The following is a 21,644-nucleotide window of genomic DNA, read 5'->3' as shown; positions in this document are numbered from 1 at the left end:
CCATCGCCGGCGAGCCGGGCTCCTGCGGGGGGATCAGGTCAGGGATTTACGCGGTGTGAGGGTGACCCAATAGCGCGTGCGTGCGTGCAATTCCAGCCCTAGGGTCGAGGCCAGCAGGTTGAGGATGCGGTCAGTGTCGTCCAGGCGAAAACTGCCGGTAACCCGCAGGCTTTCCAGGCTCGGCTCCCAACGCAACACACCCGGCCGATAACGCTCCAGCTCTCGCAGGAAGTCACCCAGCGCCTGGTTCTGCGCGGTCAGCACCCCGTCGCGCCAGCCCAGTTGCAATACATCAAACGGCGCCCAGGCACCCAGGCCATCGGCTTTCAGCGGCGCTTGCTGCCCACCCTGCAGCGTTGCCCTGTGTCCGTTCAGGTCGCGCACCTGGACCGCGCCCTTGAGCACCGACACCAGGCAGCCGCTGGCCTGTTGGCGTACGCACACTTCGGCTTGGCTGACGCTCAACTCGCCATAGCGGGTCTGTACGGTCATGGCCGTGCCCCCCGGTAGATTCAGCGCCAGCTCCCCGTCCACCAGGGTGATGCGCCGCTGCGCCAGGTCCATATCCACCGCTGTCGCGGTATTGAGTTGCAGGCTACCGCCGTCGGCCAATGGCATGCGTTTGCGCTCGCCGGTGGCGGTGTGCAGGTCGGCGCGCCATGCCTCGATGGGCAATTGACGGCTGACCAGCCAGGCGGTCGGCACCAGTGCCGCGATACCCAAGGCACGCTTGAGCACGGCGCGGCGCCCAGGTTGCGGACGGTCGAGGCTGGCCATCGCCAGGGCCTGGGGCAAGTCGCTTAAACGCTGGCGCAAGGTCTGGGCTTTTTGCCAGGTCTGTTCATGCTGGGGATGGCTGTCGCGCCAGTGCTGCAACGCGGCGTGATCGCGCTCGGTGGCTGCGCCGGACTCCAGCAGCGCCAGCCACTGCGCGGCGGCACGGGCAACGTCGCGACTCACAGGTCCACCAGCAGGCAATGCTCGTAGGCCTGAGCCATGTAGCGTTTGACCGTGCGCTCGGACACGTCCAGGCGTTCGGCGATCTGCCGATAGCCCAGGCCTTCCAGTTGGCTCCACAGGAACGCGCGGCGCACCAGCACCGGCAGGCCATCGAGCAACTCGTCCAAGGCTTGCAGGGTTTCCAGCACCTGCCAGCGCTGCTCGGGCGACGGCACGCAGGCTTCCGGCAGGTTGGCCAAGGCATTCAGGTAGGCCTGCTCAAGGCTACGGCGCTGATGGAAATTCACCAGCAGGCGCTTGCCGACGGTCACCAGATAAGCGCGCGGCTCCTGCATCTGCGCGATCGGCTGGGCGCTGGCGAGCACCCGCAAGAATGTATCCTGGCTCAGGTCCGCAGCATCCCAGGCATTGCCCAGGCGCCGACGCAGCCAGCTCTCCAGCCAGCTACGGTGGTCGCGATACAGGCTCGACAGCGTGAGTTCGGGGGCGTGGGTCGGAACAACAGCATCATTCATGGCTAGCGACCTGCGCGGCGCGAGTGAGTCTCAAATGAGATTCATTCTATTTAATATCGTGCCGACACACCATGCCCTTTTCAACATTGCGTTTATACGCAGGCTTCTCCATCAAACACCTGCCCGCGTCCCACCACACTCCCCGGCGTGAGCACCGCCCCCGGCGCCAGTACCGCATTGGCGCCGATACGGCACTGGTCACCGAGCAACGCGCCAAATTTGTCGCAACCGGTGCGCTGCAAGGTGCCGTCGACCCGCACTCGCACTTCCTTGTCATCGCGCTCATTGCGGTAGTTGGCGACGATGCTCCCCGCCTCCAGGTTGATCCCGTGCCCCAGCACGGAATCACCGACAAAATTGAAGTGCGCCAGCTTGCTGCCGCTGAACATGAAGGAGGTTTTCAATTCGGCACCGGGGCCGATGATGCAATGCTCATCCAGCCAGCATCCGCCCCGCAACAGCGAACCGCTGGCGATAAAGCAATGCGCGCCGATGATCAGGGGCGGCTTGAGCAACGCACCTGCCTCCACGGTGGCAGTACGGTGTATGGCGATTTCATCCTGGATGACGTACTCGTCGGCGGGCAGTTCAGCCAACAACTGGCGAACGACCGCAGGCGCCTGGGTGGCCAGTGCCCAGGGCGTCAGCGCAGCCCAGGGCGCCAGCACCGAATCGGAAAAATAGGCGATGTAGTCAGCAAGTCGGATCAACGTCGAACCCTCCAGCGGTCAGGGAAGTTCGAAAACCTAGCATTACTGGCCGTCGAGTAACACCGGCTTGCCCAGTTCGCCGATTTTTTCCAGGCGCGCGCGCACGATATTGCGGCTGATATTCAGCAAGCGGCCGGTCTGCAGCTGATTGCCGTGGCAGTAGCGATAAGCCGCGCGAAAAATCGTCTCTTCGATGTGTTCGTAGAGGTCGGGAATGTTCTGCTCGAACAGAGCATTGAGCGCGCTTTCCAGGTCCACGGGCCCGCTCAGGGCCGGCGGCGCGTGGTTGGCTTCGTCCTGGCGAATGCCCGAGGAACGCATGTCCACCAGGTGCAAATCCGCCGGCTGCACGCGCTGGTTGCGGCACACCAGCAAGGCGTGGTGAATCGCGTTTTCCAGCTCACGGATGTTGCCCGGCCAACTGTGTTCGAGCATCTTGCGCTCGGCTTCCAGACTCAGGCTCGCACGGTTGTAGCCCAGGCGTTGGCAGTGTTCTTCGAGGAAGAACTCGGCCAGCGGCAGGATATCCCCCGGACGTTCACGCAGCGGTGGCAGGCGGATGGTGGCGACGTGCAAACGGTAGAACAAGTCCTCACGAAAATGCCCGGCCACCACCGCGTCGGCCAGGTTGACGTTGGTGGCCGCCACCAGCCGCACGTTGATCGGAATCGGCGTGCGCGAACCCAGGCGCACCACTTCACGTTCCTGCAGCACGCGCAGCAATTTGACCTGCATGTTCAGCGGCAAATCACCGATCTCATCAAGGAACAACGTGCCGCCATTGGCCGCTTCGAACCAACCAGCCTTGTGGGTGGTGGCGCCGGTAAACGCGCCCTTTTCATGGCCGAACAGTTCGCTTTCCACCAGGGTTTCGGCAAACGCACCGCAGTTGACTGCGACAAAGGGTTCACGGCCACGACGGCTCAGATTGTGGATATGCCGCGCGACCAATTCCTTGCCGGTGCCCGTCTCACCGATGATCAAGGTGTTGGCTTCACTGGGCGCCAGGCGCTCGATGCGCGCGAGTAATTCCTGTGAGCGCGGGTCCTTGAAGACTAGCACGGTGGCACGCACCGACTTGGTCAATTCGCGGGCGTTGGGATGGGTGATCAGCGACATGGTGCATTCCTGGCAGTAAAAGCGCGTGCTCAATAGTGCATGAAGTTTTCTATACCATTTAATTATTAATTAATATTTATATATTCTCTGATCGAATATACCAACACCCCGCCCATGGACTGCTGCTGGAGCAGCAATCGGCCAGCACTTGCGTGTTTGCACATCAGCAGCCGGGGTGAGGCGGCATCCGCGCAGCTACCGCTGAAACCCTTGCAGCATGCGGCCTAGAGCGATTTTCCCAGCGACTGGCATGCAATCTGCTCTCTTCCTGCCAACACAATTCCCGTGTAGGAGCCGGCTTGCCGGCGAGAGCGTTTTTTCAGGCGCTGCAAGGCTTAACGGTCTCATCGCCGGCAAGCCGGCTCCTACAGGGGGGTTGTCCATTCAGGTAGGGAGAACGCCCATGAAAAACCTTTGGCGCAAGACCGTCGCGGCGCTGTTCGGGGTGCTGGCATTCAGCACGGTCCACGCTGAGCCGGCCTCGGTAAAAATCGCCATCGTCGCCTTTACCCAAGGCGGCAAGCCGGTATTCGGCGGCATCGCCGGGCGGGTGATCGAAGAGGGATGGCTGGAAGCGCAATTGCGCGAGCGCGGCGTAAAGCTTGAGTGGATCGCCCTGCCCCACGCCGGCGCCGGTCCGCAGATCAACGAAGGTTTCAGCAACAACAGCCTGGACTTCGCCGTACGCGGCGACTTGCCCTCGGTGATCGCCGGGGCCGGTGGCGTGCCGGGCAAGCTGATCGTGCCCGGCGGCAGCGGCAACAACATCTACCTGGTGGTGCCCGAAAGTTCCAGCGCCAAGACCATCGAAGACCTCAAGGGTAAGCGCCTGGCGCTGCACCGGGGGCGACCATGGGAGTTTGCGTTCAGTAACTTCCTGGCCAGCAAGGGCTTGAAGCTCGACGACTTCAAGATCGCCAACCTCAACCCGCAGGTCGGCGCGGCGGCGGTGTCGGCCGGCAAGGTCGATGCGGCCGTGCTGCTCAGCGAAGCCTATGCCCTGGAAGACAAAGGCGTGGGCAAGATCATCTGGTCGACCAAGCAAGGCAGCAATGACTGGCGCCTGGTCTCCGATTTATGGGGCACCGACACCTTCGTCCAGCAGCACCCGGACATCACTCAATTACTCGCAACCGCTTGGGTCAAGGCCGCCTGGTGGATTTCCCAAGCACAGAACCAGGATGCCTATTACCAGCTGTCCTCCCGCGCCGGTACCGCCGAAAGCGTGCTGCGCCGCGACGACCAGAACGACCCAGTGGCCTGGAAAGAACGCTGGGCGCCAAAAAGCGATGCGCAACTCAAGGCCCACTACCAGGCGCTGACCGCCTACGCCCTGGCCAACCACCTGATTCGCGATACCTACGACATCGGCCCGTCTCTGGCCACCGGCTTCACTAACCAGGCCCTGATCGACCTGAAACTCACCGACTACTGGCCGGCCCTGCGCGGCCAGGTCAGCACTAATCCTTGATAGGGAAATGATTGATGAAACTGCCACACTCCTTCGCGTTCGGTCTCAGCGTACTGGCCTTGTCCATGAGCGTCTTTGCCGCCGATGTGCATGCACCGAAACCCGACCCGCTGCAAGGTGACGGCCGCGTCTCGGCGTTCTACACCTGGGAAAAAGCCATCCCGGCCACACCCGGCAAACTGCTGCGCAGCGAGCCGCTGGACAAGACCCTGAGCCTGGCAAATGCCGCCAGCGCCCAACGCATCCTCTACACTTCCACCGATGGCATCGATAACAAGACGCCGATCGTGGTCTCCGGCGCGCTGTTCCTGCCCAAGGGCAAGGCGCCTGCGGGGGGTTGGCCGGTGGCGAGCTGGGGCCATGGCACCGTCGGCGTGGCGGACGTGTGCGCGCCGTCCTGGCAAGGCCGTTCCTACCGCGATGTGGCTTACCTCAATCGCTGGCTGGAAGAAGGCTTTGCGGTGGTCGCCACCGACTATCAAGGCCTTGGTGTCCCCGGCGGCCACCCATTGCTGAACAGCCGCATGGCCGCCTACGGCATTCTCGATGCCGCCAAGGCCGTGGTCGCGGGTGTCCCCGGCCTGGCCGACAAAGTGCTGATCGTCGGCCAGTCCCAGGGCGGTGCCGGTGCCTTTGCGGCAGCTGCCTATGCCGCTACCTACGCCCCCGACCTCGGCGTCAAGGGCAGCATCGGCACGGGCGTGATCTACACCCTCGACTACGCGAAAAACCCCAGCGAAGAGGTGCGCAACAAGGTCGACCCGACCCTGGCCTACGGTTTCTACACCCTGCTCGCGGCCCAGCAATACGACCCGAGCATCAACCCGGCGGACTTCTACACCGACAAGGCTCTGCCGATCTTCGAACAGGCTCGCACCAGTTGCCTGTTTGCCCTCGAAGGCGACGTCGAAGGCCTGGGCCTGAGCATCGCCAACACCAAGAAAGACTATAAGGGCAAGCAGCTCGCACCCTGGTTGGCGCAGGTTTCGTACCCGACCCTGAAGACCTCCAAGCCGATCTTCATCGGCACCGGCGCCGATGACACCACCCCCGCCGCCGCCACCCAGGTCAAGTTGATGCAGGACGCGTGCAACGCAGGTTCCGTGGTCGAAGGCCACCTGTACAAAGGCCTGGGCCACAGTGCCACGGTCAATGCGTCGCTCAAGGACTCGATACCGTTCGCCCACAAGGTCATCAACGACCAGCCGATCACCCCGGTCTGCGCCCCGACCGCCCAGTAAGCAGGAGGCTTCATGAGCATTGAATTCTTCACTCGCCTGCCATTGCACGGTGAAACCCAGTTCCTGCCCGGCGACCCACGCAACCGCGGCGACTGGCATCGCGGCGGCGCCAACAGCACCGGCGCGGTCTCCGGGTTCAGTGTGGGCGACCACTTCACCTACATCGACTACCTGGGCCAGATTGCCAAGGCGGCTGAGATCAACGGGTTTGGCGGTGCGTTGATGGTCAACGCGCCCACCGGCGAAGAGCCGTGGACGGTCTGCTCGCTGCTGGCCCGCGAGACACGCACCCTGCAGTTCGTCACCGCGTTCCAGCCCTACCACTACACCCCGTGGGTGTCGGTGCAACAAGCGGCCACCTACCAGCGCGCCACTGGTAATCGCCTGGTGTGGAACATCATCAACGGCGGTTCGGATGCGATCCAGCGCCAGGTCGGCGACTACAGCGACCATGACGAGCGCTATGCACGCGCCACCGAGTTCATGGACGTGGTCAAGGGCTATTGGCACAACGAGACCTTCCACTACGACGGCACCTTCTACAAAGCTGACGGCGGTGGCCTGCGTGGCCCGTTGAAAAAGGCCCAGTTGCCGCTGATCTGCACCGCCGGCTCCTCGATTGCCGCGCGGGAGTTTGCCGCCAAGCACGCGGACTTCTACCTGATGCGCGCCGAGCACCCGGATGAAATCGCCGCGCTGATCGCCGACCTGCGCCAACGCGCACTCAAATGGGGGCGGACCGACATCCGCTTCGGCCTGTCGATCGACGTGATCACCCGCGAAACCGAAGAACTGGCGCGCACCGAGGCCAAGCGTTTCTTCGACGAAGGCATCGCCCGTGGCGCGGTCAAGGCCGTGGCCGCCCATGCCGGGCTGCGCACTGCGCGCAAGCTGAGCTACGAGCATGGCTTTGCCGACAAGAACGAGGCCCAGGGGTTTGATGACTTCTTCATTCACCCGAATGTGTGGACCGGCTTCGGTTACATCGGCATCCCTCCGGGCTGTGCACTGGTGGGCAGCTACGAAAACGTGGTGGCGCGGATTCGCGAGTACAACAGCATCGGCATCGATCTGTTCTTCCTCGCCGGCTACCCGCACCTGGAAGAAGCCTATCGCCTCGGCGAGCACATCCTGCCGCACTTTCGCAGCGAGCGCGCCGAATTGAGCCGCGCACAGGAACCGCTGCGTGAACTGCACTCGGCCAACGGTGGAGCCTGATGCGATGACCCTACTCTTGAGCCGCCGGGACTTTCTCGGCTACAGCGCAACGGTCGGCGGCGGCCTGCTGCTGGCCGGTTGCGGCCCCAGCGACGCGCCTGCCGTGGTGGCCGGCGACGACCGACCACGTTATGGCGGGCGGCTACGCCTGGGCATTCTCGATGGCAACCAGAGCGGCAACCTGGACGCGCACAAACCGGTGGGCAGCGGCATCGTTCGCGGCTTTGCGCTGTACAGCAAATTATGGGAGTGGGACGAGCAGATGCAACCGCGCCTGGCCCTGGCTGAACTGGCCGAGCCGAACGCCGATGCGAGTGCCTGGACCTTGCGCTTGCGTCCGGGCCTGGAGTTCCACAATGGCAAGACCATCGACGCCGACGATTTGATCTTCTCGATCCGTCGCCTCACCGACCCGCAACTGGCCTCGCCCTATGCCGCGCTGTTGCACTGGGTCGACCGCGACAACCTGGTCAAGCTCGACAACCGCACCGTGCGCCTGAGCTTCCGAGAAGGTCGCAGCTACATGCCGCTGGCGGAAACCTGGGTCAACTTCGGCGGCATCGTGCCGGTGGACTACCACCCGGTCACCAACCCGGTGGGCGCCGGTCCCTATAAGTTGAAAAGCTTCACCCCCGGCCAGCGTTCGCTGTTCACCCGCTTCGAAAACTACTACAAGGACGGCAAGCCCTACGCCGATGAGCTGGAAATCATCGACTTCAAGGACCAGGTCTCGCGCCTCGCCGCCCTGCGTGCCGGGCAGATCGACATGGCCAATGTGCTGCCCACCGAGCAACTGCCGATCCTGCAAAAAGACCCGCGCCTGCAGGTGATCAAGTCCGTGACGGGCAACTGGCTGTCCTTCGACATGAACCTGGACAAGCCACCCTTCAACGACCCACGGGTGCGCGAAGCGTTTCGCCTGCTGGCCGACCGTGAGGAACTGGTGCGTCGTGCACTGAACGGCCAGGGCCGGGTCGCCAACGACTTGTATGCGCCAAGCGACCCGACGTTCAACCACAGCCTCGGCCCACGCCCCTACGACCCGCAACGCGCGGCGCAACTGTTGAAGGAAGCCGGCCAGGAAAACCTTGAGGTGGAACTGATCACCACCCCCGGCCCCGGCCTGAGTTCCGCGCTGGTGCTGGCCGAGCAAGCCAAGCGCATTGGTGTGACCCTGAAGGTCAAGCAAGTGGACCTGGCGACGTTCCAGGGGCCACTGAAAAACGACTGGACCCTGAGCACCGGCGGCAGCATCGGCGCGCCGTTCCTGGCCAGTGCGATCCACACCGATGCGCCCTTTGCGGTATCGAACAAGACCCACTTCAACGACCCGCAGTTCAGCGAGCTGTTCCTGGCGGCCATGGCCCAGCCCGACCTGGAAAAACGCAAGGTCCTGGTGCACCAGGTGCAGCAGATCCAGTACGAACGCGGCGGCATGTTGATCTGGGGCTACGCCGACCTGCTCGACAGCGTGTCCACCCGCGTCGGCGGTGCGCAGTCGGAAGCGTCATTGTTCAGCACCTGGCGCTTCGAGAAGCTCTGGCTCAAAGACACCGCCTGACCCAATGAAACCGCACCCCCCTCTGTAGGAGCCCGGCTTGCCGGCGATGGGGCCCTCAAGCCCTGCGCCGATCAAACGGACGCCATCGCCGGCAAGCCGGCTCCTACAAAAGATCGTGCGCCCTTCACTCATTTTTTATGGGGCATTTCTGCCATGCACGCTATCGCCTTGCGTTTACCCCTGCTGCTGGCCGCAACCCTGCCGCTGCAGGCTTTTGCCGCCGACACCCAACTGCAGACCGTTACCGTGCAGGCCAGCAGCAGCGAGTCGGATGACGACGCCCTGCCCACCCGTCCACCGACCTCGGTGTATGGCGGCACCGAGACCAAGGTGCTCGACACCCCGCGCTCAGTGGTACAGATCAACGCCGAACAGTTGGCCAACGGCTCGATCCACAGTGCCGACGACCTGGTCAAGTATGCACCGGGGATCACCCGTGGCGGCGGCCAGAATGCCGGGATCGCCCCGCAGTTCCGTGCCCAGGGGTCGGAAATTTTCCAGGACGGCCAGCGCGGTTATGCCGTACGTCACCCCGCCAACTTCAATGCCTATGAAGGCGCCGATATCGTTGCCGGGCCGTCCTCGGTGACCTACGGCTCGGTGTCCGGCAGCGGCGGCTACGTCAACTACCTGAGCAAAAAGCCCAACTTCAATGAGTTCAAGACCAAGCTCAGCGGCGAACTGGGCTCATGGGTACCGGACGGCACATCGCGCAACTCCAACAAGTTCAGTATCGACAACACCGGCCCCTTGACTGACAACCTGGCCTATCGCCTGAGCATCACCAAGCAGCGCCAGCAAGACTTCTACGACAACGTCGACAACAACTTCGACGCGTTCTACGGCGCCCTGGCCTGGCGCAACGACAATGTGCGCGTGGACTGGAACGCCAGCTACGACAACTACTACGACTACAACATCACCCACGGCTGGAACCGCGCCACCCAGGACCTGGTAGACCACGGCAAGTACTACGCCGGCCGTGCCACGCCGATCATCCAGAATGGCAACACCCTGTGGTCGCCGGTACTGGCCTCCGGCGCCGCCGATGCCCCCACCCTTGGCTGGGTGCAACGCCAGCGCAATGCCCAGGGCCAGTACAGCGTGGTCGACGGCAGCTTCCAGACCGCTTCCCCCAATACCCAGGCCAACCCCGGCAGCCTGCGCGGTTGGGTGTATGACCCGACGCTGGCAGGCAATGGCGAGCAGTCCTTGTCCTCCCAGGCCGGGCAGCGCAAGGAAGATGAAAGCAGCTCGCGGCGCTTTACCACGCAGCTGCGCATCGAAGCCGACCTGTCGCCCACCATCACCGTGGCCAACAGCACGTTCTATGAACGTTCCAAGGACATTACCGATGCCGTGGGTGCCTTCCAGGTGCAATCGAAGGACACGATTTTCGATAACCGTTTCGAGTTCCGCTCGCGCAATGAAACCCGGCTGGGCGGCTGGACCCTGCGCGATGACAGCAACACCGGCCTGATCTACCGCCGCGAATTCAACCAGTCGATTGCCGCCAACAATAGCTTCGGTTCCACCATCAACGCCTACGACCTGACCCAGAATCCTTCCGGCAAAAACCCCGGCGACCTGTTGGGCCTCGACGGCAGCAACCCGGCCGGTGGCAACGGCGCGTGGATCGGCCAGCCCGGCGTGCCGCAATATTCCAACTACTACGGCTGGCTGAACCTGCCGCCGATGTACGCGGCCGGGCATGGGCTGTATGCCGAATCCCTGGCGCCCTACACCGCTGAAAGCACCTGGACCACCAAGACCCTGTTCAGCCAGCACAACCTCAAGTACGGCGATTATGTCGGCCTGAACATCGGCGCCAGTCGCAGCTGGATCGACGCCGAGATCCATAACCCTTTCACCCTCGCAGGCGGCAATCGGCGCCAGGACAGCGACAACTATCGGTTGTTTGCCTTCCAGGTCAGCCCCTACGTAAAACCCACTGAAAACACCACGCTGTACTACACCTTCGATCGCTCGCTGGCGGTCAATACCGGGTTCTTCTCCAACGGCCTGGGCTGGGGCAGTGGCGCCGGCGCCAACCAGCTCAACCCGCTGGCGTTCCAGAGCCTGAGCGTGTTGCATGAGGTCGGGGTTAAGGTCGAAGCGGTGCCCAACCAGCTGTTCATGACCTTGGCGGCGTTCAAGCAAGCCCGGGACCAGGCGCCCGACAGCAATAACAATATTGCGCGGCTGCAGATCAAGGGCGTGGAAGCCACCGTGCGCTATCAACCGGATGACCACCTGCGCAGCGGCCTCAACCTGTCCAGGCTCAGCGCCTACAACGAGTTCACCTCCCAGGCCGGGTTTGCGTCCGCCGGGTTCATCCCCGACAACGGCACGGTGTTTGGCGATAACAACAGCCTCAACCAGCGGCCTTCCGGACGCTATGACGCGGTGCAGATTCCCGAGTACACCGCCAGCGGCTATGTCGACTACCGCTTCGATTCCGGCTTTGGCGCCGAACTCTCCGGCTGGTGGACCAGCAGCTGGTACCTGAACCTGAGCAAGACGGTAAAGATCCCCAACGAGTACAACCTCGACCTCGCCCTGTACTACCGCCAGCCGCAGTGGAGCACCACGTTGCGGGTGCTCAACCTGACCAACGAACTCAACTTCGTCAGCGGCCTGGCCGGGTCCACCAACACCTTTTTGCAACCCATGCCTGGCCGCACCTTGCTGGCCCAGGTCGACTATCAATTCTGATCCACCCCAGGAGCGTCCCATGTCCATTGAATTTGTCGGCATGATTTTCCCCCGCCAGTGGTCTGAAACCCGTGGCATGCGCAGCCCGGATTTTGACCTCGACTTTATCTGCCATCATGCCCGCGCCCATGAGCATGCCGGCTTCGACCGCGTACTGATCGCCAGCGGCCCGGGCAGCGCCGACAGCCTGCAGATCGCGGCCTACGCGGCGGCGCATACCGAGCGCCTGGGGTTCATGATTGCCCACCGCCCTGGCCTCACCGCGCCCACCGTTGCCGCCCGAGCCTTCGCCACGCTGGACCACACCACCGGTGGCGGGCGCATCCGCCTGCACGCAATCACCGGGATTACCGCCGAGCCGCAGGAAGGCGACTTCCTGCTGGACAAGACCGAGCGCTACCAACGCACCGATGAGTACCTGGAGATCGTGCGGCGCACCTGGACCGCCGACGAGCCGTTCGATTTCGAGGGCAAGTACTTCAACATCAAAGGCGCATTTTCACCGGTCAAGCCGTTGCAACAGCCGCACATCCCGATTTCGTTTGGCGGGTCTTCGGACATCGCCTACCAGATCGCGGTCAAGCACGCGGATTTGTATGCGCTGTGGGGCGAGCCGTTGAGTGGCGTGGCGGAGCAGATTGCCAAGCTCAAGGCCGCCGCTGCGGCAGCGGGCGTTGAAGCGCCACGGGTGAGTTTGTCGGTGCGTTTGATCCTGGGCGCCACTGAGGAACTGGCCTGGCAACGTGCCGAACAGATCCTGGAACAGATCAAGGCCAACCCACAGTTTGCCGCCGGCAGCCCCTGGCAGAAACCCATCAAGGGCACCGGCTCGGAACGCCTGCTGGCCGCCGCAGCCTTGGGCGACCGGCACGACCGCGCGCTATGGATGCCCACCGCCACCGCCGTAGGCGCCTACGGCGACACCACCGCCCTGGTCGGCACCCCGGAAACCGTCGCGCAGGCGTTGTTGGATTATGTGGACCTGGGCGTGACCACGTTCTTGAACCGGGGGTATGACCCGTTGTACGACACGGTGGATTATGGACGGTGGATCATCCCGGCGGTGCGTGAAGAAGCGCGTCGCAGGCAGGCACGCGTTGCGTAGCGGCGCATGACGCCATCGCCGGCAAGCCGGCTCCTACAGTGGATCCTGTGTACCGATGTTTATGCGTACGACACACACCTGTAGGAGCCGGCTTGCCGGCGATAGCGTCCATCAGACACATCCAGCGCCAAAGTCTCACCTCAAATCCCCTGCCGCCGCACTATCCTTACCTGCCTGTATTCATATCAGGAGGACAAGGATTGTCCACACGCCCCCACGCTAAACACCTTCGCACTGGCCGTTACTCCGAAAGTGGTCAGATCTACATGCTCACCGCTGTCACCCAACACCGCGAGCCTGTCTTTGCAGACTGGCAAGCCGGCTTCTACATTGGATCGCGCGTACATGTGTACGACACACGCCTGTAGGAGCCGGCATGCCGGCGATCACCGCGCAGCGGTGCCCGTCACCCCAACGACGGCGAATGCTCCAGCAACGTGCGGGTATACGCCGCCTGCGGCTGGTCCAATACCTCATCCACCGCGCCCTGCTCCACTACCCTGCCCACCTTCAACACCAGCACTCGGTCCGCAATGGCGCGGACGACGCCGAGGTCGTGGGTTACGAACAACAAGGTCAGCCCTTCGCGCTGCAATTGGCGCAGCAGGTCGAGGATCGATGCCTGCACCGACACGTCCAGTGCCGAGGTGATTTCATCGCAGATCAGCAGCCTGGGTTCGCACAGCAGCGCACGGGCGATGGCCACGCGCTGGCGTTCGCCACCCGATAGGCTGTGGGGGTAAAGATCGGCCACCGAGGCCGGCAGCGACACGCGCTTGAGCACCGCCTCGACCCGCTGCCGCGCCGCAACGCCTTTGACCGCGAAGAAGTGTTCCAAGGGCGAGCTCAGCGTCTGGTACACGGTTTGACGCGGGTTCAACGCGCGATACGGATTCTGGAAGATGTATTGGATCTGGTGACGCAACCCCGCATCGCGCTGGCGTGCCTGCAACGGCAGTGGGCGGCCAGCGTAGTGCAATTCACCCAGGGCATTTTCCCCCAGGCCGGCGACGGCCCGTGCAAGGCTGGTCTTGCCGGAGCCGGACTCGCCCACCAACGCCAGGCACTCCCCCGGCTGCACCTGCAATGCAATGTCGAACAGCACCTGCCGGTCGTAGGCTACGTTCAAGCCGCGGATGGACAGCAACGGTGCTTCGGCCTGCGCGGTAACAGCCGCAATCGGTGTCAACGCGATTGCCTGCAACGGCTGGTCATGGGGGACGAGACACGCCACCGCATGGCCGGCCCCCCGGGCCTGCAACGCCGGCTCCCGCAGCGCGCACACTGAGGCAAACCGCTCGCAGCGTGGCCCGAAACTGCACCCCTGTGGCCGTTGCCCCGGTGCCGGCGCGTGCCCGGCAATCGCTTTCAACGCACGACGTCCCGCCACATCCGGGATCGCCGCCAGCAACCCTCGGGTATAGGGATGGGACGGCCGGCTGAACAGCGCATCGCGGCTGGCAGTTTCCACAATGCGCCCGGCATACATCACCATCACCCGGTCCACCAGGTCCTTGATCACCGCCAGGTCGTGGGACACATACACCGCCGCCACACCCTGGCTTTTACACAGGCGCCGCAGCGTGGCGAGGATATGCGCCTGGGTGCTGACATCCAGCGCGGTGGTCGGCTCATCCAGCACAATCAGGCGCGGGCGCAGCACGAAGGCCAGCGCCAGCATCACCCGCTGTTGCTGGCCCCCGGAGAGTTGATGGGGAAAGCGCCGCAGGAACTCCGGATCGTCCGGCAGACCGACGTCTCGCAGCGTTTCATTGATACGTTGCTGCTGAGCCGCACGATCCAGGCCCGACGGATGCACCGCCAGGGTCTCGCGCAACAGGTGACCGATGCGCAGCGCCGGATTCAGCGCGGTGGCCGGGTCCTGGGCGACATAGCCGATCAGGCTGCCACGCGCCCGGCGCAAGGCTTCGCCCTCCAGGCTCAACAGCGCCTGGCCGTCGACCTGCACCTGGCCGCCAACAATCCGCGCGCCGCGCCGCGCATGGGCGAGCAAGGCGGTGGCCAGCGTGGTCTTGCCCGACCCCGATTCGCCGACCAAACCGAGGATCTCCCCGGCCTGCAGGCTGAACGAGATGCCCGACACCACATCCACCTGCCCCGGCAACTCCACGCGCAGGTCATGCACCTGCAGGACCCCGGTGTCGATTTCGGTGATTGCGTTCATGGCTGCTTTTCTCCCATCCGTGCGCTGCGCCGGCCGATGCCTTCGGCAAGGATATTGGTGCCGTAGGCAAATACCCCGATCAGCACCGCCGGGGCCAGCACCGCCCAGGGCTGCACCAGCAGGCCGGCCTGGTTTTCATTGATCATCAGGCCCCAGTCCGCCGTGGGTGGCGCCACGCCATAACCGAGAAAACTCAAGCCCGACAGCATGCCCACGCCCCAGGTCAGCATGTTGCCGAAGTGCACCAGCAACGGCGTGAGGATATTCGGCAGGATCTCCTTGAACAGGATGCGCCAGCGCGGGTAACCCATCATCTGCGCCGCCTCGACGAACTCCTGTCCCGCCACCGCCACCGCACTGGCACGCGCCAGGCGGATCACCCCGGGAATGAACGCGATGGACACGGTCAACACAATCAGCCATGGCGCGCGGCCCAGCATCGACACGATCAGCAGCACCAGGATCAGGTCGGGAAACGCCAGGGACACGTCCGCCGACCAGGTAATCAACTGGTCCAGGCGCCGCCGCGACAAGCCCGCCAGCAGGCCCAACGTGCTGCCGACCGCCAGCGCGATACCCGCGGCGGCCACCGACATCCACAACACCGACAAGCCGCCATTGAGCAACCGCGACAGCACATCATGCCCAAGAAAATCAAACCCCAGCCAGGCAGCCCCGGCAGGCGCGCCATACACCGGGCCGACCATGTCCGTTGAACCATGGGGCGCAAGCCAAGGGCCGAACAACGCGAAGGCAACCACCAGCAATGTGGTCAGTGCGCCTTTACGGATTTGCGGCTCGTTCATGCATCACCTCGGGAACGGCGCCACCACGGCGTGATGCCCCGGCGGTTGCGTTGAATCAGCGTGACCCGGCGCGCGGTGCGCAGCTTGGGTGTGAGCAATACAGTGAGCAGGTCGGCGAGCAGGTTGACCAGCACCACCGCCAGGGTGATCACCAGCACAATCGCCTGGATCATCGGCAGATCGCGCATCTGGATCGCCGCGTTCAGCGCCGTGCCAATGCCGGGGTAACTGAAGATCACCTCGGCCAAGACCGCGCCGCCAATTAGCGTGCGCAGGGTCAGCGCCACACCCTGGATCGCCGGCACCAGCGCGTTGGGCAAGGTGTGCAGCCACACAATGCGCCGGTGCGGAATGCCGCGCAGGCGAGCGGCGATCACGTAATCGGATTCCAACGCCTCGATCATCGCCGCCCGCACCATCCGCGTTAGATAAGGCAATGCGGTGAGGCTCAGGGCCAACACCGGCAGGATCAGAAACTTGAGCTGGCGCAGCAGCGACTGGTCCGGGTCGAGGATCGACACCGCCGGCAAGAAGTCCATGTGCGGCATGGAAAACAGCAGCACCAGGCCTATCGCCAACAGAAAGCCCGGCGTGGCCTTGAGAAAGATCAACAGCGACAGGCTCCAGCGATCCAGGCGACTGTCCCGGCGCAACGCCAGCGCGACACCCAGCGCCAGCGCCACCGGCACCACCACCGCGATCACGCCGGCCAGCAATGCCAGGGTGTAGCCGAAGCGGTCCCACAGGATATGACTGACGGGCGCATTCGAATCCAGCGACACACCGAGGTCGCCACGCAAGACGGCGCCCCCCCAGCGCAGGTATTGCCACAGGATCGGCTGGTCCAGCCCCAATTGATGCTGCAGGGTAAGGATGCTGTCCAGCGGCGCATCCGGGCCGAGGATCACTCGCGCCGGGTCCGAAGGCAGTGCCTGGGTGGCGATGAATACCACCAGGCTGATGACCCAGGCGGTCAGCAGACCGTAGCCCAGGCGCCCGATAAACCACGACAGCCACGCCGGCGTGCGTGGGGTTTTGCATTGCGGCTCAGACATGGTTCAACCACAACTCGTCAAAACGCCAGGAGGCGAAGGTGGTTTGTTCAGGATTCAGGCCGCCGACCTTCACGGAAGCCGCGTCCAGGACATCGCTGAAACCCCAGATCAACAGGCCGCCGCGTTCGTGCTGGATCTGCTGGGCCTCATGCACCAGGCTTTTGCGCCGCTCAAGATCGGGTTGGGCCAGGGCCTGGCGATACAGGCTGTCGAAGCGCTCATCGTGGAAATTGCTGCGGTTGTAGATCGCCAGCGGCGCGTCGTTGTGCAGCGCCGAAGCCAGGAAGCCTCGGGCAGGTGTCGAGCCTGGCGACAGTTGCCATTGCTCTCGCTGCGGGCCATTGAACACGGCGCCGTCGACCTGGGTCACACGCACCTCCACACCGGCCTTTTTCGCCTGCTGCGCCAATACCAGCGCGGCATTCACACCTGGCCCTGGGGTGGTGGTCAGCTCCACGCGCAAATCGGTGTGCCCGGCCTGGCGCAACAACACGCGCGCCTGGTCCAGGTCGTACGGGCGCTGGGCGATGGCGTGGTTGTAGGTGGGGTCATGGGGCGAATACAGGTCGTTGGCGAGGCGGCCAAAGCCATTCAGGCCACGGTCCACCAGTTCCTGCCGGTCGGCCAGCAGGCGGAAGGCCTGGCGCACGCGCACGTCATCGAACGGCGGCTTGGCCAGGTTGAGGTTGAAACCGGTAAACGAGGTGCTCGGCGAGACGCACAACGACAGGCGTGAATCGGCCTTGAGCAACGCGCTGTGCTCGGCCTGCACGCCACTTGCCACGTCGATCTGCCCGGCGCGCAAGGCCGCCACGCGGGAGACCTGGTCCTTGAACTCGATGATTTCCAGCTCATCGGCATACGGCTGGCCGGGTTTGTAGTAGTTCTCGAACCGCGTGTACAGCGAGCGCTGGCCGGGTACAAAGCGCTTGAGCTTGTAGGGGCCGGCGCCCACCGGATTGGTGATCGGGTCGTAGTCGGTGGGCACGATGCCGCCGAAGCTGATCAGGGTTTCATCCAGCGGGAAGAAGCTCTGGCCTTGCTTGAAACGGATCTCGATGGTGCGTTCGTCCAGCTTGCGCAAGGCATTGCGGTCGATGGCGCCGACCAGCCCGGCAAAGGGTGAAGCCAGCTTGGGATCGGTGAGGCGCAAGAGTGAGAACAGCATGTCGTCGGCGCCGATGGTCTTGCCATGATGAAACTCCAGGCCCGGCTTGATGCGAATGGTCCAGGCGCTGGCGTCGGCGTTCGGCTCGGCAAACTCGGCCAGCGCCAGGCGCGTGCTGACGTCGGTGTTCCATTCCCAGAACTTGCTGTACAGCGCCCAGCCACGGATGATCCCGCCGCCCACCGGTTTGTGCGCGTCGAGGTTGCCAGACTGGTCGCCGTCGATAATGCCGATGCGCAGGCGCCCGCCCCTCACGGGTTTACCCGGCAAGGCCGTCGCGCCTTGGGTGGCCGCACCGCTGTCGCAGCCGCCCAGCAGCAAACCGCCGCCGACCACCAGGCTGTTGCCGAGGAACACTCGGCGGGAAAATCCGTCACTCATCACTCAAGCCTCTTCGCGCTGTGCAGCCTTGTGGGTCACGCCCAGGCGCGGTACGTCGAAACCGTGGTCCAGGTCCAGCAGTGGGAACAGCAGGTCGGCCACGCGGTGGGCTTCATCGATCAGCGGGAAGCCGGAGAGGATGAACGCCGAGGTGCCCTGGGCTTCATATTCGCGGATGCGCTCGGCGACCTGCTCGGCACTGCCCACCAGGTAGGTGCCAGCGGCCGGGCCGAGGATGTTGAAGCCGAACAGGCTCGGGCCGAGCCACACGTTGGGGTAGATCTCCAGTTCGCGCGCTGTGGGCAGGCGCCCGGCTCGAAGGGTCTCGACATTGCGCTGGGTTTGCGGGTCGTCGCTGTGGAAATCCTCGAAGCTCACGCCCGCTGGCAACTGGCGCTCAATGGCGTTGCGCGCGGTCTGCAGCGAAGTGCGTTGCAGCAGTTTCTCGGCGTGGGCCCAGGCTTCCTCCTCGGTCTCGCGCACGATGATCTGCAGGCGGGTGCCGAAGGTCAGTTCGCGGCCAATCTTGGCAGCTTCGGCGGCAACCTTGCGGAACTTGTCGCCAAGTTTCGGCGGGGTATTGGCGAAGCTCAGGTACACGTCCAGCAACTGCACCGAGTGCTCGACGCCAGGCCCCGATGTGCCGGCGCCCCACAAGGGAATCCCGGGTTTCTGGTAAGGCGGATGCCAACCGCCAAGGGGATGGCTGGCCGCGCCGGGCGAACGCGGGGCAAGCTTGACGTACTGGCCGTCATAACCGCGCGTGTCGCCGGCGTAGAAGCCCTGGAATGCGCGCCAGTATTCGAGGCTGAACGCATAACGCTCGTCGTGGGGGTAATGCACCCCCAGGGTGGCCAGGCCGGCGTCGTTGCCGTTGACCACGTTGAACAGCAGGCGGCCGTTGGAGAACTGGTCAACCGTGAGTGCCCACTTGGCCAGTACCGCCGGCGACAGCTCGCCCGGGTGTTGCGCCACCAGGAAGCGCAGGCGCTCGGTGGCGTCGATCAGCGAAGCGGCCACGGCCAGGCTTTCATTCGGGCTGGAGCCGAGCAACGAGCCGTAGTAGCCGAGGCGATCGCTGGCCACCGCGAGTTGCTTGAGGTGTTGAAAGTCGGTTTTCCAGCGGCCTTCGGGTTCCCATGGATAAGGTCCGTCAGGCGTAGTGAGGTACCAGAGAATTTTTACAGCCATGACAAACATCCTTGAATATATCGCCATCCCTGTAGGAGCCGGCTTGCCGGCGATAGCGGTGCATCAGGCAACATCAATGTTGGATGTACCGCCGCCATCGCCGGCAAGCCGGCTCCTACAAGGGGTTCGCGGTGTGTTTAGTTTTTGCGGTCGATAGCGGGTACAAGGCCCAGCGCGGTGGCCTGCTCGAACAACCCGCTCATCTTCCACTGCTGGGTCAGTACGCCCGGTCCGTAAGCGCGGGAGCCACCCAGCGCATCCGCGAGCAACTGCAGCTGTGCGCCCTCCTCCAGCAACAGGATGAATTCCGCGGTGGCGCGCAGCCCTTGCTTGCCCCATACAGTGGAGCCGCCGTTGGCTTCAAGGATTGCCAGGTTGAAGGGGTTCTCGGCGATCTTGTCGAGGATGAAGTCCACTTCCTGCTGGCGGCGGTCGATGTACACCGGCAGTTCCCGCGCCAACTGGTAGCGCTGCACCGGTACGTAGTGGAACGGCAAGGTGCGATGGGTCTGGGCCCAGGCGCCCAGGTACGGCGAGTGCACATGGGACACGGTGGTCACGTCGGCGTGCTGCTGGAACAGCTTGGTGTAGCGCCCCAGGCCCCCCTTGCCCTTGCCGAGGATGACGTTGCCGGCAAAGTCGGTCACCGTGGCTTGCAGCGGTTTGCGGTAGTTCCACGGGCCGCCGTAGTTCACCGACACCAGCAACTCCTGGCCGGGGACGCGCTCGATAAAGCCAACGGTGCCGTTGGCGGTAATGGTGTTGGTTTCACGGAATACGGTGAAAGCCTCTTCGGCCTCCAGCAGCACTTTGTCGACAAAGGCCTGCAGTTCGAGGCTGATGGGTTGAGCGTGGACAATGGCAGTCATGGGAGTTCTCCAGGTTCAGGCGCGGCGTTTGGCCAACAGTTCATGGGCGGCTTGCAGGGGGCGCGGATCGACCCAGTCGGCGATGGAAAAATCGCGCTCCAGGAAGCCGTGCAGGTAAAGAAATTCTTTTTGGGTGCCGAGGAAATCCAGGCGCTGGGCGGACAGGTCCGGCGCCAGGGTGGTGTGGAAATCCCCTCGATAGGCTTCGGCCACCCCGGCGCTGCCGGCGCGGGTTTCTTCTTCGAGGATGGCGTTGAGGCCGTCGCGATTGTTCGCCGCCCACTCGGCCGCACTGAGGGTTTGCGCGAGAAAGCGCACCACCAGGTCAAAGTGGTTGTCCAGCAGGCTCTGGTGCACGGTGATCGGCCGTGGCGTGCCGTTGTTGATGCGATAGCGCGGCTCGGCGATCAGGTCCAGGTCGATGCCCACCACCAGCCCCAGGCGCCGCGCGGCGTCCGCTGCCGACGCGCCCTTGACGTACACCGCGTCCACCTCGCCGCGCACCAGGTAATCCAGGCCCGACCACAGGCGTTGCAGGCCCTGTTGCGGGTCCGGGGCTTGGGACTGGTCCTGCAAGGCCACTTCCACCAGCTCGACATCGTCGAACCCAAGACCCGCCAGGCTCAGCGCGCCCTTGTAGCCGTGCAAACTCATGGCGCGAGCGATGCTGCCGGGGCGGCTGTCACCCCAGGCCGGCAGGGCCAGGCGCTTGCCTTTCAAGTCTTCGGGGCGGGTGATGCCGGAGTCCGGACGCACAAGGATGGTTTGCCATTCTTCGATCCAGGTCAGGCCGATCAGCCGGCTTGGCGCACCGGCAGCGCGGGCGGCCAGGGCGGGGACGTTGCCGCCTTCGCGAAACAGCCCCGGCAGGTCGTGATCGTAGTGATGACGGCCCAGCTGGCGAGCCTCCTGCAACGTCGACACGGGCAAGCCGTCCGGCGCGAACTCTTCGGTCAACCACCCCAGCTTGTAGGCGATGCCGGATGCCGTCGGCACCGGGCAGCGGGTAAACCAGATCTGCTCAAGCTCAGGCGTGGGCAGGACAGCGGATAGGGTCATGGGGAGCTCCATTGAATTGGGCAAGTCAGTGGAGGGAGGTATTGCAGAGGCCGTGCCAATCGGCGCGCCCCCCGGTTTACAAGGGTATTGGTGCTTGCTGGAGCAGGCGACTGCTGACCTGCCAACAGCACTGTTGCTGCGCCAGCAGCCACTTGCTCGAGCTGCTTCTCCAGCAGCACCCCAGCCTGCGCAGCCCCTGTACAGCATGGCTTTTCACATTGGCTTGGAACTTGCTCAAGCCCATTCCAACACCGCAACCCCTTGTAGGAGCCCGGCTTGCCGGCGATGGCGTTCTTGAAAACGCCATCGCCGGCA

Annotated in this window: 17 protein-coding genes and 1 pseudogene; 7 read left to right on the top strand and 11 right to left on the bottom strand. The window is 64.0% G+C overall.

The window, feature by feature from the left end; genetic code table 11:
* Positions 1–33: 33 nt before the first annotated feature.
* From KUA23_RS13425 to KUA23_RS13410, 4 genes are all read right to left on the bottom strand, one after another.
* A complete protein-coding gene (locus KUA23_RS13425; protein ID WP_252994113.1) occupies positions 34–960 on the bottom strand; it encodes a FecR domain-containing protein in 927 nt (308 codons plus the stop codon).
* Complete coding sequence (locus tag KUA23_RS13420) at positions 957–1,475, bottom strand: sigma-70 family RNA polymerase sigma factor (RefSeq protein ID WP_252994112.1); 519 nt, start codon at positions 1,473–1,475, stop codon at positions 957–959. Before KUA23_RS13420 ends, KUA23_RS13425 begins: the two co-directional genes overlap by 4 nt.
* Positions 1,476–1,567: 92 nt before the next feature.
* Positions 1,568–2,185, bottom strand: coding sequence for an LbetaH domain-containing protein (locus tag KUA23_RS13415; RefSeq protein WP_078048264.1), 618 nt, complete (start codon positions 2,183–2,185; stop codon positions 1,568–1,570).
* A gap of 42 nt (positions 2,186–2,227) precedes the next feature.
* Positions 2,228–3,304, bottom strand: a complete 1,077-nt coding sequence (locus KUA23_RS13410; RefSeq protein WP_078048263.1) for a sigma-54 interaction domain-containing protein — start codon at positions 3,302–3,304, stop codon at positions 2,228–2,230.
* Positions 3,305–3,707: 403 nt separating this feature from the next.
* Between KUA23_RS13410 and KUA23_RS13405 the strand changes: the two genes are divergently transcribed.
* From KUA23_RS13405 to KUA23_RS13375, 7 genes and pseudogenes are all read left to right on the top strand, one after another.
* The gene (locus tag KUA23_RS13405) at positions 3,708–4,775 is read left to right on the top strand and encodes an ABC transporter substrate-binding protein (protein WP_078048262.1); all 1,068 of its coding nucleotides are present in this window, start codon (positions 3,708–3,710) and stop codon (positions 4,773–4,775) included.
* Positions 4,776–4,789: 14 nt separating this feature from the next.
* A complete protein-coding gene (locus tag KUA23_RS13400) occupies positions 4,790–6,016 on the top strand; it encodes an alpha/beta hydrolase family protein (RefSeq protein WP_100490854.1) in 1,227 nt (408 codons plus the stop codon).
* 12 nt (positions 6,017–6,028) lie between these two features.
* The gene (locus tag KUA23_RS13395; RefSeq protein WP_100490855.1) at positions 6,029–7,234 is read left to right on the top strand and encodes an LLM class flavin-dependent oxidoreductase; all 1,206 of its coding nucleotides are present in this window, start codon (positions 6,029–6,031) and stop codon (positions 7,232–7,234) included.
* 4 nt (positions 7,235–7,238) lie between these two features.
* On the top strand, positions 7,239–8,795 hold the full coding sequence (locus KUA23_RS13390) for an ABC transporter substrate-binding protein (RefSeq protein ID WP_100490856.1): 1,557 nt from the start codon (positions 7,239–7,241) through the stop codon (positions 8,793–8,795).
* Positions 8,796–8,948: 153 nt separating this feature from the next.
* Entirely contained in the window at positions 8,949–11,510 is a 2,562-nt protein-coding gene (locus tag KUA23_RS13385; RefSeq protein ID WP_252994110.1) for a TonB-dependent receptor plug domain-containing protein, read from the top strand.
* Between the two features lie 19 nt (positions 11,511–11,529).
* Positions 11,530–12,615 carry an LLM class flavin-dependent oxidoreductase gene (locus KUA23_RS13380; protein WP_252994109.1) on the top strand — a complete coding sequence of 362 codons (1,086 nt, stop codon included), beginning with the start codon at positions 11,530–11,532 and terminating at the stop codon, positions 12,613–12,615.
* Positions 12,616–12,815: 200 nt separating this feature from the next.
* Positions 12,816–12,938 (top strand): annotated as a pseudogene (locus KUA23_RS13375) (REP-associated tyrosine transposase); the annotation flags it as partial.
* A gap of 83 nt (positions 12,939–13,021) precedes the next feature.
* On the opposite strand, the gene KUA23_RS13370 reads toward KUA23_RS13375, so the two are convergent.
* The 7 genes from KUA23_RS13370 to KUA23_RS13340 all read right to left on the bottom strand — a co-directional run bounded on the left by KUA23_RS13370 (position 13,022) and on the right by KUA23_RS13340 (position 21,329).
* Complete coding sequence (locus tag KUA23_RS13370; protein WP_078048256.1) at positions 13,022–14,800, bottom strand: dipeptide ABC transporter ATP-binding protein; 1,779 nt, start codon at positions 14,798–14,800, stop codon at positions 13,022–13,024.
* The gene (locus KUA23_RS13365) at positions 14,797–15,606 is read right to left on the bottom strand and encodes an ABC transporter permease (RefSeq protein WP_078048255.1); all 810 of its coding nucleotides are present in this window, start codon (positions 15,604–15,606) and stop codon (positions 14,797–14,799) included. The genes KUA23_RS13370 and KUA23_RS13365 overlap by 4 nt, the downstream gene beginning before the upstream one ends.
* Complete coding sequence (locus KUA23_RS13360; RefSeq protein WP_078048254.1) at positions 15,603–16,661, bottom strand: ABC transporter permease; 1,059 nt, start codon at positions 16,659–16,661, stop codon at positions 15,603–15,605. Before KUA23_RS13360 ends, KUA23_RS13365 begins: the two co-directional genes overlap by 4 nt.
* Positions 16,654–18,210: an ABC transporter substrate-binding protein gene (locus KUA23_RS13355; protein WP_252994108.1), complete on the bottom strand. Its 1,557-nt coding sequence runs from the start codon at positions 18,208–18,210 to the stop codon at positions 16,654–16,656. The genes KUA23_RS13360 and KUA23_RS13355 overlap by 8 nt, the downstream gene beginning before the upstream one ends.
* A 3-nt stretch (positions 18,211–18,213) precedes the next feature.
* Positions 18,214–19,401 (bottom strand): LLM class flavin-dependent oxidoreductase, encoded by a 1,188-nt coding sequence (locus KUA23_RS13350; RefSeq protein WP_252994107.1) that lies wholly within the window; start codon positions 19,399–19,401, stop codon positions 18,214–18,216.
* Positions 19,402–19,538: 137 nt separating this feature from the next.
* The gene (locus KUA23_RS13345) at positions 19,539–20,270 is read right to left on the bottom strand and encodes a class II aldolase/adducin family protein (protein WP_078048251.1); all 732 of its coding nucleotides are present in this window, start codon (positions 20,268–20,270) and stop codon (positions 19,539–19,541) included.
* 15 nt (positions 20,271–20,285) lie between these two features.
* Complete coding sequence (locus tag KUA23_RS13340; protein ID WP_252994106.1) at positions 20,286–21,329, bottom strand: ABC transporter substrate-binding protein; 1,044 nt, start codon at positions 21,327–21,329, stop codon at positions 20,286–20,288.
* Positions 21,330–21,644 lie beyond the last annotated feature (315 nt).

The organism is Pseudomonas pergaminensis, assembly GCF_024112395.2.
GTDB classification, from domain to species: Bacteria; Pseudomonadota; Gammaproteobacteria; order Pseudomonadales; family Pseudomonadaceae; genus Aquipseudomonas; species Aquipseudomonas pergaminensis.
This window is presented reverse-complemented; position numbering and strand designations above follow the sequence as displayed.

Coding starts and splice junctions, on each gene's coding strand:
- KUA23_RS13370 (WP_078048256.1), bottom strand. CDS start 14,800: ATGAACGCAATCACCGAAATCGACACCGGGGTCCTGCAGGTGCATGAC.
- KUA23_RS13340 (WP_252994106.1), bottom strand. CDS start 21,329: ATGACCCTATCCGCTGTCCTGCCCACGCCTGAGCTTGAGCAGATCTGG.
- KUA23_RS13365 (WP_078048255.1), bottom strand. CDS start 15,606: ATGAACGAGCCGCAAATCCGTAAAGGCGCACTGACCACATTGCTGGTG.
- KUA23_RS13345 (WP_078048251.1), bottom strand. CDS start 20,270: ATGACTGCCATTGTCCACGCTCAACCCATCAGCCTCGAACTGCAGGCC.
- KUA23_RS13410 (WP_078048263.1), bottom strand. CDS start 3,304: ATGTCGCTGATCACCCATCCCAACGCCCGCGAATTGACCAAGTCGGTG.
- KUA23_RS13360 (WP_078048254.1), bottom strand. CDS start 16,661: ATGTCTGAGCCGCAATGCAAAACCCCACGCACGCCGGCGTGGCTGTCG.
- KUA23_RS13420 (WP_252994112.1), bottom strand. CDS start 1,475: ATGAATGATGCTGTTGTTCCGACCCACGCCCCCGAACTCACGCTGTCG.
- KUA23_RS13390 (WP_100490856.1), top strand. CDS start 7,239: ATGACCCTACTCTTGAGCCGCCGGGACTTTCTCGGCTACAGCGCAACG.
- KUA23_RS13355 (WP_252994108.1), bottom strand. CDS start 18,210: ATGAGTGACGGATTTTCCCGCCGAGTGTTCCTCGGCAACAGCCTGGTG.
- KUA23_RS13405 (WP_078048262.1), top strand. CDS start 3,708: ATGAAAAACCTTTGGCGCAAGACCGTCGCGGCGCTGTTCGGGGTGCTG.
- KUA23_RS13350 (WP_252994107.1), bottom strand. CDS start 19,401: ATGGCTGTAAAAATTCTCTGGTACCTCACTACGCCTGACGGACCTTAT.
- KUA23_RS13380 (WP_252994109.1), top strand. CDS start 11,530: ATGTCCATTGAATTTGTCGGCATGATTTTCCCCCGCCAGTGGTCTGAA.
- KUA23_RS13395 (WP_100490855.1), top strand. CDS start 6,029: ATGAGCATTGAATTCTTCACTCGCCTGCCATTGCACGGTGAAACCCAG.
- KUA23_RS13400 (WP_100490854.1), top strand. CDS start 4,790: ATGAAACTGCCACACTCCTTCGCGTTCGGTCTCAGCGTACTGGCCTTG.
- KUA23_RS13385 (WP_252994110.1), top strand. CDS start 8,949: ATGCACGCTATCGCCTTGCGTTTACCCCTGCTGCTGGCCGCAACCCTG.